Source organism: Allobosea sp. P1_B10 (assembly GCF_056406735.1).
On sequence record NZ_JBFTZP010000010.1, the window covers coordinates 44,836 to 59,626 of the forward strand.

The window sequence follows — 14,791 nt, forward strand, 5'->3', positions numbered from 1 at the left end:
ATTGCAGGCTGGAGCCCGCGCGCGTCAAGCGCCGCCGAGAAATTGCAGGAGATCGAGCACCACGCGACCCGAGGCTATGCTCCACAGCGATGCGATCATGCTCGCCAGCATCACGAAGGCGAAGGGCCTGCCCTCGATCTGCCGTCCGCGCACCGTGTTGCGCAGGATCAGGAAGGGCGCGCTGAAGACCACGACCGGCACGCTCGCGACTGCTGCTATTCCGCCGGCTTCGAGCAGGCGGAAATCGGCGCGCCTGGCGGTGAACAGCTCGAAAGCGCTGGCCAGCAGACCAGCGAAGGCGAAACCCACGAAGAGCGATTGGAGCGCCTGATACGCAGCGGGTTCGATCGACACGACAGCAACTCCGGACGGGACCACCGCCAGAATGCCGCATGGTTTAGGAAGTGTGAAGAAAAGTCCTGCCCAATGGTTAACTGCAGGCGCCGCTTTTGACCGTTGGGCCGGCGGGATGCGGGTAGCCGATCATGGTTTACGAGGTTTTAAGGCCGCTCTGCTTGACTGCCGCTACTCGATCCTGAAGGCGCCGCTCCCGTGACTGCATCACTTCCGCATCCGCATACCGCGCATCTGGCCGCCGAACTGACCGGCATGGTGCGCGCCCGCCTCAAGCGCCGCCCCGCTCCGTTGCCGCGTGCCGACAAGGCCCTGTGGAAGGTCGCCTTGGCCATCCTTGTCGCCGGGGCCGGCCTGACCGGGGCTGCCCTGCTGCATCGCGGCCAGGCCGATGACGGTCTCGTCGCGCTTCAGCCGGCGCGTGTGGGCCAGGTGAGCCTGATAGTGCCGCAGAACCTGACGGGGACGGAGCCCGACGACGCCTCGCGTCTCGTCGGGATGATCCGCCTCCGGCTCGACTGGCCCAGCCTCGGGCCTGCACAGGCGCAGAGCCGCAGCCGCCTGCTGGTCACGCTGAGCCCGCCCGACAAGGTCAATGAGCCGGCGACGCAGCTCGCGGTCTATGCGCGGTTCCTGACGCCTACAGTCTGGTCCAATCCCGGCGGTCTCGTCGTGCGCGGCTTCCGCAAGGGTTCGCCCTATGAGGGCGACGAACTCTATGTCTCTGTGCCCGACGGTCGCGGCTTTGCGGCGCGCTGCCCGATGGATACGGCCGCCACCGCCAGCCTCGACGAACTGTGCCGCGTCACGTTTCGCCATCGCGGGCTGGACGTGAACATCCGCTTCCCGCGTGGCATCATAGCCGACTGGGAGCTCATGCTCGGCGGCATCAGGCGCACCATCGACGGAATGATGCGCTGACAGCCTCGCGAAGCTGAGCCCCGACCCGGGACGCCTCAGGGCGGCGTCTCGCGGCATGAGCGCTGGGGAGGTTTAGAAAAACCTCCCATGTGAGGGCTCAATCCTCGAGGTCGACGTCGAGGATCGCCATGGTGAAGTTGAACGAGCGATCGCCGTCCTCGTCGTCGACATGGATGATGCCGATGAACTCTTCGCCCAGGTAGACCTCGGCCGAATCGTTCTTCTTCATGCGCGCCCGCACGCTAATGGCGTGGTTGGCGAAGGTGCGGCGCAGGTAGCCTTCAAGCTTGGCGAGTTCTGTCTTGTCCACGGTCTCGGTCCTTTCAGAGTGGCGGGACCGATGCCATGGCAGGCGGGCGAGGGCAAGCAAAACGCGCCCGTCCACTCCTGAACCGGAGTCGCGCCGGCGCCGCATGCCCCCGCGCCCTCCCCCCTGCCGTTATGTGAGGGATCGTGCCAAGCTTGCACTGCTCCTGCCTTACCATGGATCTGAACATGACGCCCTGGCTGCCTTCTGCCCTGAACTATGTCTCGAGCTGGCTTGCGTTCCAGCGTCGCCATCACGGCCAGCCCGGCTGCTCCGTCGCGATCGCCCACGGCTCCGAGATCGTGCTCGAAGCCGCCTTCGGCACGGCCGACCTCGCGACAGGCGAGGCCCTGACGCCCCGCCACGGCTTCCGCATCGCCTCGCATTCGAAGACCTTCACGGCCACCGGCATCATGCGCCTGGTCGAAGACGGGAAGCTCAGGCTCGACAATCCCGTGGGCAGCTTTGTCGATGGCCTTCATCCGGAGGTCGCGGCCGTCACGCTGAGGCACCTGCTCTCAAATAGTGCCGGCCTGACCCGCGACGGCGCCAACAGCGGCCAGTTCCAGGATCGAAAGCCATTCCTCAGCAAGGCGGAACTGCTGGCCGATCTCGCCCTGGCTCCTGTGCTGCCCGCCTCGCAGCGCTTCAAATACTCCAACCACGGCTTCGGACTGCTCGGACTCGTCATCGCAGCCGTCACCGGCGAGAGCTATGACGACTGGATCGCCACCAATGTCGTCGCCGCCGCCGGCCTGACCGAGGCCACCCCCGACATCCAGTATTGGGGCGCCCGCCCGCGCGCCAAGGGCCACAGCGCGGCCCAGCCGATTCGGGGTCGCTATGTCATCCCGGCCGACAGTCGCGGCAACGACATGGCCTCCGCGACAGGCTTCGTCGGTACGGCGGCCGATGTCGCGCGCTTTTTCGCGCAGCTCTCGCCCAAGGCGGAGCGCAGCATCCTCTCGCCGCTGAGCCGCCGCGAGATGGCACGCCGCCTCTGGTCCGACGACGAAAGCAGCCTCGGCCGCCATTACGGTCTGGGCACCATATCGGGCGGCGAAGGCGACTGGCGCTGGTTCGGCCATTCCGGCGGCTTCCAGGGCGTCATCACCCGCACGGCGATCCTGCCCGAGCAGAACCTGACCATCTCGGTCCTGACCAACGCCAGCGACGGCTTGGCGCATCCCTGGCTCGACGGCGTGATCCACATCCTCAAGCGCTTCTCCGAGCTCGGAGCGCCCTCCGGGACGACGCAAGGCTGGACGGGCCGTTGGTGGACGCTCTGGGGCGCGACGGACCTCGTGCCCTTCGCAGACAAGGTGCTCTGCGCCCTTCCCGCCACCTTCACGCCTCTGCTCGATGCGCCTGAACTCAGGATCGAAGCGCCCGATCTCGGCCGCTTCACCCGCGCCTCAGGCTTCAACAGCCCCGGCGAGACGGCGCGCCTCATCCGCGACGGCAAGGGCGAAGTCGAATCGGTCTGGCTCGGCGGAGGTCATCTCCTGACCGAGGCGGCTCTGCAGGCCGAAATGACGGGACGCTACGGCGAGCCCGTGAAGGCGTAGCGGGGCGCCACGATCCTCGGGCCGCGCCCGGAGCAGACCCGAGGATTTCGCCCCTTTGGACGGACGCAACAGCCCCGCCGCTCGCGGAGACAGGCCGGCGCCTCGCCGACCCTCCGCGCCGCAGGTCGCAACCAGAACAACGCCGTCATGCATAGCGTATGGGCGACGGCTAGCGGCATGAAGCTGACCCGTGTCGTGAACGAGTCCGGTGTCGACGCCGGCAATGGCGATATCCCTGTACCGAAGAGGATCAGGAACGTCGTAAGCGCCCCGGCATAGACGACGCTGAACGCCAGCGAGGCCAGGACACCGCCCAGCAGATTGACCACGACAAGCCCGGTCGCCGCCCGCGCAGAGGTCGCCAGATCGAGCTGAAGCAACAGCGACGCCACCGTGATCGGGAAGACGACCGCCGACGAGAACGCGCTCTTGGTGAGGCAGATAGTGACCGCGACCAGCAAGATCAGCGCATTGGCGAGCGCACGCCCGATCGGATTATCGACCTGCGCTGGGAGTGGAGACGCGACCTGCTCGAGATCAGCCGCAGCTGGCGGCTCCGGCCAGACGGCATGGGCCGGCCAGGCAAGCACGATGCCGCTGACGACACCCTGGAACAGGATTGCGATCATGCTCTGGTCGAGGTCGCCCTGCAGGAGATCAGCAACGACACCATGATCCCGTCGTTTACAAGCATTACTCTACGGCAGGCACCGCCGGCTGGATGGCCGGATATTCCGGGGTAACTCGCGATTCCGATGCGATCTGGCCAGACCCCGAGGGGCAGCTGGAATCGGCGGAAAGCGCGCAGGGCGAGCGCAGCGCCCGCCACGCATTCGCCGCCTTCCGAACGCAGCATCGCCTGAGAGGGTCGGCTGATGCGCGTGTTTGCGACGATCGCCATGTCCGCTTCGTTGGCCGTGGCAGCGACGCAAGCGCTTCCCCACCAGGCTGCGAGCGGCTGGGAATATCCCTTCTATTGCTGCTCGGGGGCCGATTGCGCGCGCATCGAGCCCGAGATGGTCCGCGAGACTCGCTCGGGCTTCGTCGTCACGGTCGAGCCCGGCACGCATCCGATGTGGCCGACCGAGCGCCGCAAGGCGCTGGTCCTCGACATTCCCTACAAGAAGGCGACGCCGTCGCCCGACGGCCAATGGCATCTGTGCATCAACGATGCCGGCGATCTCCTGTGCTTCTTCGCGCCCGGCGGCGATTCCTGAAACGCACAGGCCACCTCAGCGCATGAAATGCAGCGTCCGGAAGCGGCTGCGGAAGGCGGTGACATCCTTCGCCACGGCCTCGGCTGGCCGCGAGCCGCTCAGCCCTTCGGCGATATAGCCCGCAAGCTCGGGCATATCGGCCGGCGTCATGCCGAAGCGCACGATCTCGGGCGTGCCGAGACGAAGCCCGTTGACGTCGCCCGGCACAGCCGCCAGCGGCAGGCCGATTCCGCAGCTCAGGATATTGATGTCGCGCAGCTTTTTAGCCGCCGCCTGGCCGCCGCCATAGGGCGCCGCCTCGATGGCGAACTGGTGCGAGGTCGTAATGCCGCGATTCCTGGCGAAGACCGGCACCTGCCGCTCGACGAGCGCCTCGCCGAGCGCCCTGGCGGTATCGGCCATCATTTTCGCGTAAGCCCGGCCATGGGCCTTCCAGTCCAGCAGCGTGAGCGCCAGCGAGGCCGACTTCGCCGCGTCGAAATTCGCAGTGAGGCCGGGATAGGCGACCGCGTCGAGCCGCCTGGCGATATCCGCGTCATTGGTCACGATCAGGCCCGAAGGCGGCCCGCCGAGGCTCTTATAGGTGCTCATCGTCATCAGATGGGCGCCTTCCTCCAGCGGCTGCTGCCAGCCATGCCCGGCGATCATGCCCGACATATGCGCGGCGTCGAACAGCACGAGCGCGCCGACCTCGTCGGCAATCGCGCGGATCTCGCGGATGGGATGCGCGAACAGGTTCAGGCTGCCACCGATCGAGATCATCTTGGGCCTGAGCCGCAGCGCATCGGCGCGCAGCTTCTCGAGATCGACGGTGTAGTTGACCGGGTCCACGGGAGCCGGATGGGTGACGATGCCATAGAGCCCCGCTGCGCCCGCGACGTGATGAGTAACATGCCCGCCGATCTCGCCGGGCGGCGCGATGATGCAATCGCCTGCCTTCGCCGCGATCATGAAGGCATAGAGGTTCGCGATCGCGCCGGATGGCACACGGATCTCGGCAAATTTCGCGCCAAAGACCTCGGCTGCAAGTTCGGCGGCGATAATCTCGATCTGCTCGATCGCCTCCAGCCCCATCTCGTATTTGTCGCCGGGATAGCCGAGCGAGGGCCGTGCGCCGAGCCCGGCCGCGAGCACCGCTTCTGCGCGCGGGTTCATCACATTGGTGGCGGGGTTCAGGTTGACGCAGTCGCGCTCGTGGATATTGCGGTTTTCGGTCGTAAGCGCTGCGATGCGCGCCTCGATCGCGTCGAGGGGCTGGCCGGCCGTCTCTCCGGCGATCCGCAGCACATAGTCTTCGCTCGCTTGCGGAACCCAGTCGCGCCTGCCCAGAGCCGTCATGAAAATCCCCTCGCCATCAACGCGGCCAGGCCGCGGAACCAGCATGATTGGAGCGGTTTGCCAGCCCTTCCGCAAACCAGTATTCATCGTCGGGAGATAGAGAATTTCTAAGGCTCAAGCGAAGCGTCGACCAATCCGCAGCCCTCATCCTGAGGAGCTGCGAAGCGGCGTCCCGAAGGATGGCTAGGGCCCTCCGGACGTTTCTGGAGCATCCTTCGAGACGCGCCTGCGGCGCGCCTCAGGATGAGGGCTGGCGATGGATAAGGACGAAGCATGCCCGTAAAGCCGCCGCGCGCCCGCCTGCCCTCGCTGAATGCCTTGCGCGCCTTCGAGGCTGCGGCGCGCTGCGAGAGTTTCGTCAAGGCCGCTGAGGAGTTGGGCGTCACGGCCGGCGCTGTCACGCAGCAGATCAGGCAGCTCGAAGCCTGGCTCGGCTTTGCGCTGTTTCGCCGCCTGGCGCAGGGCGTCGAGCTCACCTCCGGTGCCCGCGAGGCCCTACCGAAACTCACCAGAGGCTTTGATGTGCTGGGCCAGGCTGTGCAGGATCTCCGCGCCGGCCATGAGGGCCGTGCCCTGACCATCGCGGCCCTGCCCTGCATCGCCCAGCTCTGGCTTTCGCCACGGCTCAGCGCGTTGCAGGCGGCGTTTCCCGGCCTTCAGATCTCCGTCTCGGCCATGGAGCAACCACCGGACCCACGCCGCGAGCCGCATGACCTCTCTCTGTTTTATCTCGCCAGCGATGCCGCGCCGCCCGACGCGCTTGCACTCACCCCCGACTCGCTACTGCCGGTTTGCGCCCCCGCGCTGGCGGCGCGTTTGCGGACGCCCGAGGACCTGCGGAGCGTGTCCTTGCTGCACGACGCCGTCTGGCGCTCGGATTGGCAGCGCTGGCTCGCCTTCGTCGGAATCCCCGTAAAAGTGGACCCGGCGCGCGGACCGTCCTTCTCGCTCTACAGCCTTGCACTCGATGCTGCGCTGGCTGGTTCAGGCGTGCTCATGGGGCGCCTCAGCCTGATCGAGCCGCATCTGCGCGATGGCAGACTGGTCGCGCCGTTCGAGGAACGCATGCCCACCGGCGATGCGCTGACCCTGACGCTCAACACAGGGTCGAGCGCCCATTCAGGCCGGCTCGATGTCGCGCACAGCCTGCTGGCAGGCTGAAAACGCGGTCAGATATGTCCGCCGAGATCGCCCAGCAGGATCTGGTCCATCGAGCGCGACGGCTCGGCACAACCGGCATCGCCGACAACCTTCGCCGGCACGCCAGCGACCGTCTTGTTGCGCGGCACGCTCTGCAGCACGACCGAGCCCGCAGCGACGCGCGAGCACTGGCCGATCTCGATATTGCCGAGGATCTTTGCGCCCGCGCCGATCAGCACGCCCTTGCGGATCTTGGGATGGCGGTCGCCGCCCTGCTTGCCGGTGCCGCCGAGCGTCACGCTGTGCAGCATCGAGACATTGTCCTCGACGACCGCGGTCTCGCCGACGACCAGCCCGGTCGCGTGATCGAGGAACACGCCCTTGCCGATCTTCGCAGCTGGATTGATGTCGGTCTGGAAGACCTCCGAGGAACGGCTTTGCAGATAGAGCGCGAAATCGCGCCGGCCCTGCCGATGCAGCCAATGCGCCAACCGGTGGCACTGCAGGGCGTGGAAACCCTTGAAGAACAGCACGGGCTCGAGCACCCGGTAGCAGGCAGGGTCGCGGTCGAGAACCGCCAGCACGTCGGCGCGCATGCCCTGCCCGATCTCCGGATCGGCAGCGAACGCCTCGGCAAAGGCCTGCTCGATCAGGTCGGACAAAACCGCGGGGTGGCCAATGCGGGCCGCGACGCGATGGCTGACAGCCAGCTCGAAGCTGGGCTGGTTGAGCACCGACGCCATGATGAGACCAGCCAGCGACGGCTCGGCCGCCACCGCAGCCTCGGCCTCGCGACGGAGGCGGGCCCAGACGGGGTCGAGCCGGTCGAGGCCCGTGGCGGGGTCGCGGGATTCTATGACAGAGCGTCCAGACGCCATGATCGTTCTCCGGATTCCTGTCCGCATGGATGCGTCTTCTAGCACATCCGCGCGGTTACCCGCCAAAGGTTCTGATGCAAGGCACTTGATTCAAGGACGCAAGCACTTGAATCAGCGCGGCAGAAACCATCGGCAAGCTGTTGATGATGCTTGATCTTCCAGCCCTACCCGCCAGCCTTCACAGTCGAGCGAGGAACTGAAGTACCGCCTGCTTGTGGGTCTTGTCGCCGACCGCGAGATTATGGTCGCGCCCATCGATGTCGAACGCTTCGGCATCGGGGATCAGCGCCGCCAGCTCCGGCCCGGAGCCTGCGACATCGTCCTTCGTGCCGACGCTGACGAGGGTCGGCACCGCGATGCGCCCGACCTGCTCGACCGTCAGCGTCTGCCGCGAGCCGCGGATACAGGCAGCGAGCGCCTTTAGGTCGCTTTTGGTCGCATCGGCGAAGGCCCGGAACATGCGCTGCATCGGATCGGTGAGCCCATCGAGCGAAGGCGCTTCCATCGCGTCGGCGATGCCCAGCGGCAGGCCAACGCCCTCGACGAGATGAATACCGAGCCCGCCGAGCAGCAGGCCCTTGAGGCGCTGCGGATGGGCGAGCGCCAGATGCGCCGAGATCCGAGCCCCCATCGAGTAACCCATCACCGCCGCGCGCGGGATCTCGAGATGGTCCATCAGCCGGCGCACATCCTCGGCCATGACATGCGAGGAATACGCTGCGGGCTCATAGAGCTTCTCGCTCTGGCCGTGGCCGCGATTATCGAGCGCGACGACGCGATAGCCGGCATGGGTCAGCGTCTTGGTCCACTGTGTATTGACCCAGTTGACCATGTGGCTGGAGCCGAAGCCGTGGACCAGCACGACCGTCTCGCCGCGGGGGACGTCGCTCGTGGGAGCGAGGTCGATATAGGCGATGCCGACGCCGTCGGATGAAAAGCTCTGCATGGCGAAAATCACTTTTGCAGCGGGGGATCGGCGTCACCTGCCATGGCGGGCACGGTTTGGGTAGCCGCATCTGCGCAGCTTGCCTATGAATGCGCTTATGGACACTGCCGCCAGCCCGCCGGTTTCGACCGAATCCCGAACCCGAATCGCGCTGGTCGATCTGGCGCGCGGCATCGCCCTGCTGGCGATGTTCGTCTTCCACTTCGCCTATGATCTCTCGCATTTCGGGATGATCGAGACCGACATCCCGCAGGACCCGGCCTGGCGCTGGTTCGCCCGGACGATCGCGGCGTCCTTCCTGACGCTGGTGGGCATCAGCCTCGTGCTCGCAACGCGCGGCGGGCTGAACCGCCCTGCCTATCTCAGGCGCCTCGCCATGGTCGCAGGCGCCGCCGCGCTGGTCACGCTGGGCACCTGGTTTGCGATGCGGGAGAGCTTTATCTTCTTCGGCATCCTGCATCAGGTGGCGCTGGCGAGCGTGCTCGCTTTGCCCTTCATTGCCCTGCCGACGGCGCTCGTCGCAGGGGCGGCGCTGATCGTCTTCGCGCTGCCTCACCTCATTGCAGCCCCTGTGTTCGACCAGCCTTGGCTGTTCTGGCTCGGGCTCGCGCGGGACGTGCCGGACACCGCCGACTTCGTACCGGTTCTGCCCTGGTTCGGCTGGGTGCTGACCGGCATGGTGCTGGCGCGTCTCGCGCTGCCGCATCTCGCGGGCTCGCGGATCCAGGCCTGGCGTCCGCGTTCGGCGGTCTCGCGCCTTATCTCGTGGGGCGGGCGGCATAGCCTTCTCGTCTATCTCCTGCACCAGCCCATCTTCATCGGCCTCCTGATGCTGGCTATGCCCCTCCTGGCCGCACCGCCCTCCGAGGAGCGCAGTTTCATGCACTCATGCCAGCGCAGTTGCGCTACCAGCGCCGTCAGCGCGGACGCCTGCGAAAAGCTCTGCGCCTGTACCGTAGACAGCCTCAAGAGCGACAACCTGTGGAGCAAGGCGGTCGCCAATACGCTGGCGCCGGGCGAGAGCGCGCGTGTGTCGGAACTCGCCCGCGCCTGCACCATCCGCTTCACGCCGCGCCCCTGAGGCAATCGCGCACTGGCGCGTCGGGGCACTGCGCTGTAGTTTGCGGCCAAATCACACAGCCACAGAGCGACGATCATGGCCGAGACGGGCATCCCGCATTTCCACAACGACCCCGGCGTCGCCGTGATCCACGTTGGCGCGCATGAGTTCATGTGCATCGGCGCCAAGCCACCTTTCGACCACCCGCATGTCTTCCTCGACATGGGCTCGGACCACGAGATCATCTGTCCGTACTGCTCGACGCTGTTCAAATACGAGCCCTCACTGAAGGGCGGAGCCTGCAATCCGCCCGAATGCGCCCATCACGAAGCCAAGGCCGCGTGACCATGACGGCGGCAGGCAAGACCGCGCTTGTACTGCTGGTCATGGCCGGCGCGCTCTGCGGTTGCCAGCCAGCCAATCTCGACGCCTCGGCTCGGGTCGGGGGCCAGGCAGAACCCTATGCGCGGACATGGGCCGTCCCGGGCTCGCCCCGTCCCGATGCACCGCCCGATCGCGACGGCGACAAGCTCTGACGCCGCACGTCGCCCTTTCACGCCGACGCCAGACTGAACCGAAGTGCCAGCACCTCATGTCCTGATCGCAGGCGCCGGCATCGGCGGCCTGACAGCCGCTGTGGCGCTGGCAAGGCGCGGCATCGCTGTCACGGTGGTCGAAAAGCGCACCGGCTTCGGCGAAAGCGGCGCCGGCATCCAGATTTCACCCAATGCCGGGCATGTGCTCGAGGGCCTCGACCTGCGCCTCCAGCTGAAGCGGGCCGGCGTCAGCATCACTGGCCTCGTCGTCCGGCGCTGGCGAGACGGCCGGCAGATCGCTGCCATGCCGATGGGGATAGACGAGGGCGGTACGCCGTTTCGCGCACTCAAGCGCTCTGACCTGCACATGCTGCTGCTCGATGCGGCACGCACACTGCCCAATATCCGGCTGGTGCTGGGCCGCAGCGTCCAGGCCGTCGCGCAGCACGGCGACAGCATCACTGCAACACTCGCCAGCGAAAATGGCCATACGGAAGACGTCCGTGCCCTGGCGGTCGTCGGGGCCGACGGCCTCTGGTCCCAGCTGCGCGAGCTCAGCGGCGATACGACCCCGCCTGCCTTCACCGGTTTCGAGGCCTGGCGCACGGTGCTTCCCGCTACCCCGGAGCAACCCGCGGAGGTGTCGCTGCATCTCGGTGGCGCCCGCCATGCTGTTCACTACCCCGTCGCGGGAGGGCGCGAGACCAACCTCGTGATCATGCGGGCCGCCACGGAAGCCCGCGAGGGCTGGACCCGCGCCGGCGATCCCCAACTCCTGGCAAAGCACCTCTCCGGCGCCTCGCCGGCCTTGCGCCAATTGGCCGACGCCGCCGGCTCATGGCAGGTCTGGTCGCTGTTCGATCGCACGCCGGCCGCCATGGCGCGCGGCCGCATCGCCCTGCTCGGTGATGCCGCACACCCTGTGCTGCCCTTCATGGCCCAGGGCGCGGCGATGGCCATCGAGGATGCCGGCGTGCTGGCGCGCCTGCTCGCGACGCATCTGCAGGAGAACGGCACTGCCGGCGTGCCCACGGCTTTTGCCCGCTATGCGCAAGCCCGGGCGGACCGCGTCGCGCGTGTACAGGCAACCAGCCGCAGCAACGCCCGCGCCTATCATCTCGGCTGGCCGCTGAGCCTAGGGCGCGATCTCGTCATGCGTCGGCTGGGCCCCGGGGGAATGCGGCGACGCTATGACTGGCTCTACGACTGGCGCGACGGCGATTGAAGCCAACGCAGCCTGACGTCGCGGCACGCCCCCTCGCCTTCGCCGCAATCGCTACCTATCTGTGGTGTCCGAACCACCGGACGGAAGCGACATGATCCGCGTCAACCTTCACCGACTTGGCGGCCGCACCAGTGCCATGCCGCGCTGGGCTGCCTGGCTCACCATGGCGGCGAGCCTCATTGTCGGCGTGACCCTCTTCCTGCTTGCGGCGAGCCTCGCGCTGATCCTGATCCCGGTCGTTCTGGTTGCCGGCGCCATCGCGATGTGGCGACTGAAGGCCAGGATGAAGGCAGCGGGCTTTGGCCAGCCCCGCCCCTTCCAGCAGCAAACCGATCAGGCCGAGCGTCTCGACGTGATCGACGCCGAATACCGGATCATCGAGCCCGGCGAGCAGCCCCGCCGCTGATATAGCCTCGGGCTGCCATCGCCAGCCTGCCGATCACTCGATCCGGCTGACGAGCACCTTGTCGATCCGGCGGCCGTCGAGGTCGACGACCTCGAAGCGCCAATGCCCCTTCTCGAAGCATTCGCCGACGTTAGGCAGGTGGTTCATCTCGGCCAGGATGAAGCCGGCCACGGTCTGGAAATCGGCGTCTCGGGGAATGTGGATGCCAAGCTCGTGCGAGAACTCGTCGACCTGCATCCAGCCCGCGACGAGATAGGAGCCGTCCGCGCGCGTGACGATCGGCGGCTCGCTCTCCTCTTCCTCCTGGAAGGCGCCGATGATCGCGGCGAGCACGTCGCCAGGCGTGATCAGGCCCTCGAAATGGCCGTATTCGTCGAAGACCAGCGCCATATGCACCTTGGAGGCACGGATATCGCGCAGGATCCGCAACGCATTGGCGGTATCCATCACCACCGGAGCATGGTCGACGAGATCGCGCAGATCATGCGTCTCGCCATCCGAGAGCCTATCGATCATGTCCTTGACGACGCAGACGCCGATGATCGCATCGGGCTCGCCATCCTGCACCGGCAGGCGGGAGCGACGCGTCGCACGCAGCTGAGCGCGGATCTCGTCGGCACTGTCGGAGAGATCGATGACCTCGACCTCGCGTCGCGGCGTCATCAGGGCGCGCGCCGAACGATCCGCCAGGCGCATCACGCCCGAGATCATCTCGCGCTCGTCGCGCTCCAGCACGCCGGCGGTCTCCGCCTCGGCGATGATGGTGCGAACCTCTTCTTCCGTGACCTTTTCCTCGGTCTCGCCCCGTTGGCCGAGCAGGCTCAGCACGGCGCGTCCCGAAATGTCGAGCAGGAAGACCAGCGGCGCGCCGACCTTGGCGATCAGCGACATCGCGGGCGCGACCTTGGCCGCGACGCGCTCGGGGTCGCGCAGCGCGATCTGCTTGGGCACGAGCTCGCCGATGATCAGCGAGAGATAGGTGATGCCGACGACGACGATGCCGACGCCGAAGCCATCAGCCACAGCCGGCGACAGGCCCTGCGTGCCGAGCCAGGTCGAGAGCCGCGCGCCGAGCGTCGCCCCGGAAAACGCACCCGACAGCACGCCGACCAGCGTGATGCCGATCTGGACCGTCGACAGGAAGCGTCCGGGATTCTCGGCCAGCCGGATGGCTGTAGCCGCGCCCCGGTTGCCCTGATCGCTGAGAACTTTAAGTCTGGCCGGACGGGAGGAGACGACGGCAAGTTCGGACATGGCGAGCAGACCGTTGATCACGGTCAGGGCCACGACGATCAATATCTCGGTTAACAAAACCAGCCCGCGCCATGCGATAACCGCACTCGTCAGCGGTCCGCTTCAAATCTCCTTATAGCGTATCGCGGGCCCATGGCGATGGGGCCGCCGAAGATTTCCAGTACGGGACGATAGAGCAGCCATGCCCGAGACAACAGCCAAGCCCTGGGTTCCGTCTTCGCTAGCGCCAGGAACCGAGGACCAGCGCCTGTATGCGCCCGCGACCCAGCGCAATCGCGACGCGATCCTGGCCGTGCTCCGCGACGTCCTGCCAGGCCGGGGCCTGATCCTGGAGATCGCCAGCGGGTCCGGAGAACACGCGATCCATTTTGCCGGCGCGCTGCCGCATCTGGACTTCCAGCCGAGCGATCCCTCGCCCGAGGCCCTGGCCAGCATTGCGGCCTGGACCCTGGCTTCCGGTGCGGGGAACGTCCGGCCGCCCCTGCTGCTCGACGCCATGGCCGGGAGCTGGCCCGTCCAGGCCGCCGATGCGATCCTCTGCATCAACATGATTCACATCGCGCCCTGGGCCGCGACCGAGGGGCTGTTTGCGCACGCCGGCGAGATGCTCGAGGCGGGCGCGCCGCTCTATCTCTACGGCCCCTATAGGAGACCTAACCGAGCGCTCGAACCCGGCAACGCCGCCTTCGATGCCAGCCTGCGAGAGCGCAACCCCGATTGGGGCCTGCGCGATCTCGACGAGGTCGCGCAGCTTGCGAGCGCGGCGGGGTTCGGCGCACCGGAGATCACCGAAATGCCGGCCAACAACCTGAGCGTCGTGTTCAGGAAGCAGTCTGCCGCAGGCGCCTGAGCTCGTCGAAAGGCGAGCCGCCGCAGCGTCCCCACGCGCCCGCCCGTGTTTGCGGGTCGGAAACCACTCTCGATCCATATGTCCGGTACCAACCCGGACCCGAGGCACCCTGTGGAAACGTCACTCTATCTGCCGGTCAAGCGCTTCCTCGAAAGCTTAGGCTACTCCGTGAAGGGCGAGATCGGGAACTGCGATCTCCTCGCGCTGCGGGAGGACGAGCCCTCCGTCGTGGTGATCTGCGAGCTGAAGCTGACGTTCAATCTCGAGCTGGTCCTGCAGGGCGTCGACCGGATGAGCGTCGGCGACGAGATCTGGCTTGCCGCGCAGCTCTCCATCCGTGGCAAGGGCCGCGAAAGCGACCCGCGCTTCCGCAATCTCTGCCGGCGTCTCGGCTTCGGCCTGCTCGGCGTCACCCGGACGGGCGGCGTCGAGGTGCTGATCTCCCCGGCCGCTGCGACCCCGCGAAAGGATCCGCGCAAGCGCTCGCGGCTGGTCGAGGAGCACAAGCGCCGCCGTGGCGATCCAGCGATCGGCGGCGGACGGGGCAAGCCCGTCATGACGGCCTATCGTCAGCAGGCTCTGGCCTGTGCTGCCGCCATGATCGCGACGCCCCTGCGCCCACGAGACCTGAAGCCGAGTTGCCCTGATGCCCAGAAGATCCTGCACCGGAATGTCTATGGCTGGTTCGAGCGAGCGGATCGGGGCGTCTATGCGCTGACCGCCTCGGGACATAGCGCCGTAGCCGAATATCTGGCACAGCATCAGGCGGCGGACCCGGCAGCCTGACGCCA

General features: G+C 67.0%; 18 protein-coding genes. 11 read left to right on the plus strand and 7 right to left on the minus strand.

Annotation, left to right across the window (positions count from 1 at the left end; translation table 11 throughout):
• Positions 1 to 24: 24 nt before the first annotated feature.
• The gene (locus AC1D2L_RS19550) at positions 25 to 354 is read right to left on the minus strand and encodes a DUF6949 family protein (RefSeq protein WP_476847565.1); all 330 of its coding nucleotides are present in this window, start codon (positions 352 to 354) and stop codon (positions 25 to 27) included.
• 198 nt (positions 355 to 552) lie between these two features.
• Here AC1D2L_RS19550 and AC1D2L_RS19555 point away from each other — a divergent pair, with 198 nt between their 5' ends.
• Positions 553 to 1,275 (plus strand): hypothetical protein, encoded by a 723-nt coding sequence (locus tag AC1D2L_RS19555; protein ID WP_476847566.1) that lies wholly within the window; start codon positions 553 to 555, stop codon positions 1,273 to 1,275.
• Positions 1,276 to 1,372: 97 nt separating this feature from the next.
• Here the strand turns inward: AC1D2L_RS19555 and AC1D2L_RS19560 are convergent, their stop codons facing one another.
• The gene (locus AC1D2L_RS19560; RefSeq protein WP_476847567.1) at positions 1,373 to 1,585 is read right to left on the minus strand and encodes a DUF3126 family protein; all 213 of its coding nucleotides are present in this window, start codon (positions 1,583 to 1,585) and stop codon (positions 1,373 to 1,375) included.
• A gap of 185 nt (positions 1,586 to 1,770) precedes the next feature.
• On the opposite strand from AC1D2L_RS19560, the gene AC1D2L_RS19565 reads away from it, so the two are divergent.
• Entirely contained in the window at positions 1,771 to 3,150 is a 1,380-nt protein-coding gene (locus AC1D2L_RS19565) for a serine hydrolase domain-containing protein (RefSeq protein WP_476847568.1), read from the plus strand.
• Here AC1D2L_RS19565 and AC1D2L_RS19570 read toward each other — a convergent pair.
• On the minus strand, positions 3,126 to 3,779 hold the full coding sequence (locus AC1D2L_RS19570; protein WP_476847569.1) for a hypothetical protein: 654 nt from the start codon (positions 3,777 to 3,779) through the stop codon (positions 3,126 to 3,128). The genes AC1D2L_RS19565 and AC1D2L_RS19570 overlap by 25 nt on opposite strands.
• A gap of 270 nt (positions 3,780 to 4,049) precedes the next feature.
• Here AC1D2L_RS19570 and AC1D2L_RS19575 point away from each other — a divergent pair, with 270 nt between their 5' ends.
• Positions 4,050 to 4,367, plus strand: coding sequence for a hypothetical protein (locus tag AC1D2L_RS19575; protein ID WP_476847570.1), 318 nt, complete (start codon positions 4,050 to 4,052; stop codon positions 4,365 to 4,367).
• Between the two features lie 15 nt (positions 4,368 to 4,382).
• Here AC1D2L_RS19575 and AC1D2L_RS19580 read toward each other — a convergent pair whose 3' ends face one another.
• On the minus strand, positions 4,383 to 5,705 hold the full coding sequence (locus AC1D2L_RS19580) for an aminotransferase class I/II-fold pyridoxal phosphate-dependent enzyme (protein ID WP_476847571.1): 1,323 nt from the start codon (positions 5,703 to 5,705) through the stop codon (positions 4,383 to 4,385).
• Between the two features lie 273 nt (positions 5,706 to 5,978).
• Between AC1D2L_RS19580 and AC1D2L_RS19585 the strand changes: the two genes are divergently transcribed.
• Positions 5,979 to 6,866, plus strand: a complete 888-nt coding sequence (locus tag AC1D2L_RS19585; RefSeq protein WP_476847572.1) for a LysR substrate-binding domain-containing protein — start codon at positions 5,979 to 5,981, stop codon at positions 6,864 to 6,866.
• A gap of 8 nt (positions 6,867 to 6,874) precedes the next feature.
• On the opposite strand, the gene cysE is transcribed toward AC1D2L_RS19585, so the two are convergent.
• Positions 6,875 to 7,723 (minus strand): serine O-acetyltransferase, encoded by an 849-nt coding sequence (gene cysE / locus AC1D2L_RS19590; RefSeq protein ID WP_476847573.1) that lies wholly within the window; start codon positions 7,721 to 7,723, stop codon positions 6,875 to 6,877.
• 178 nt (positions 7,724 to 7,901) lie between these two features.
• Positions 7,902 to 8,669 (minus strand): alpha/beta fold hydrolase, encoded by a 768-nt coding sequence (locus AC1D2L_RS19595; protein ID WP_476847574.1) that lies wholly within the window; start codon positions 8,667 to 8,669, stop codon positions 7,902 to 7,904.
• 97 nt (positions 8,670 to 8,766) lie between these two features.
• Here AC1D2L_RS19595 and AC1D2L_RS19600 point away from each other — a divergent pair, with 97 nt between their 5' ends.
• The 5 genes from AC1D2L_RS19600 to AC1D2L_RS19620 all read left to right on the plus strand — a co-directional run bounded on the left by AC1D2L_RS19600 (position 8,767) and on the right by AC1D2L_RS19620 (position 11,896).
• A complete protein-coding gene (locus AC1D2L_RS19600) occupies positions 8,767 to 9,750 on the plus strand; it encodes a heparan-alpha-glucosaminide N-acetyltransferase (protein ID WP_476847575.1) in 984 nt (327 codons plus the stop codon).
• Positions 9,751 to 9,825: 75 nt separating this feature from the next.
• A complete protein-coding gene (locus tag AC1D2L_RS19605; RefSeq protein WP_476847576.1) occupies positions 9,826 to 10,074 on the plus strand; it encodes a zinc-finger domain-containing protein in 249 nt (82 codons plus the stop codon).
• Positions 10,071 to 10,265, plus strand: a complete 195-nt coding sequence (locus AC1D2L_RS19610; protein ID WP_476847577.1) for a hypothetical protein — start codon at positions 10,071 to 10,073, stop codon at positions 10,263 to 10,265. The genes AC1D2L_RS19605 and AC1D2L_RS19610 overlap by 4 nt, the downstream gene beginning before the upstream one ends.
• 43 nt (positions 10,266 to 10,308) lie before the next feature.
• On the plus strand, positions 10,309 to 11,490 hold the full coding sequence (locus AC1D2L_RS19615) for an FAD-dependent monooxygenase (protein WP_476847578.1): 1,182 nt from the start codon (positions 10,309 to 10,311) through the stop codon (positions 11,488 to 11,490).
• A 91-nt stretch (positions 11,491 to 11,581) separates the two neighbouring features.
• Entirely contained in the window at positions 11,582 to 11,896 is a 315-nt protein-coding gene (locus AC1D2L_RS19620) for a hypothetical protein (RefSeq protein WP_476847579.1), read from the plus strand.
• Positions 11,897 to 11,929: 33 nt separating this feature from the next.
• Here AC1D2L_RS19620 and AC1D2L_RS19625 read toward each other — a convergent pair whose 3' ends face one another.
• The gene (locus AC1D2L_RS19625) at positions 11,930 to 13,192 is read right to left on the minus strand and encodes a hemolysin family protein (protein WP_476847580.1); all 1,263 of its coding nucleotides are present in this window, start codon (positions 13,190 to 13,192) and stop codon (positions 11,930 to 11,932) included.
• 139 nt (positions 13,193 to 13,331) lie between these two features.
• Between AC1D2L_RS19625 and AC1D2L_RS19630 the strand changes: the two genes are divergently transcribed.
• Positions 13,332 to 14,000: a DUF938 domain-containing protein gene (locus tag AC1D2L_RS19630; RefSeq protein WP_476847581.1), complete on the plus strand. Its 669-nt coding sequence runs from the start codon at positions 13,332 to 13,334 to the stop codon at positions 13,998 to 14,000.
• 111 nt (positions 14,001 to 14,111) lie between these two features.
• Positions 14,112 to 14,786, plus strand: coding sequence for a DUF2161 domain-containing phosphodiesterase (locus tag AC1D2L_RS19635; RefSeq protein ID WP_476847582.1), 675 nt, complete (start codon positions 14,112 to 14,114; stop codon positions 14,784 to 14,786).
• Positions 14,787 to 14,791: the final 5 nt, after the last annotated feature.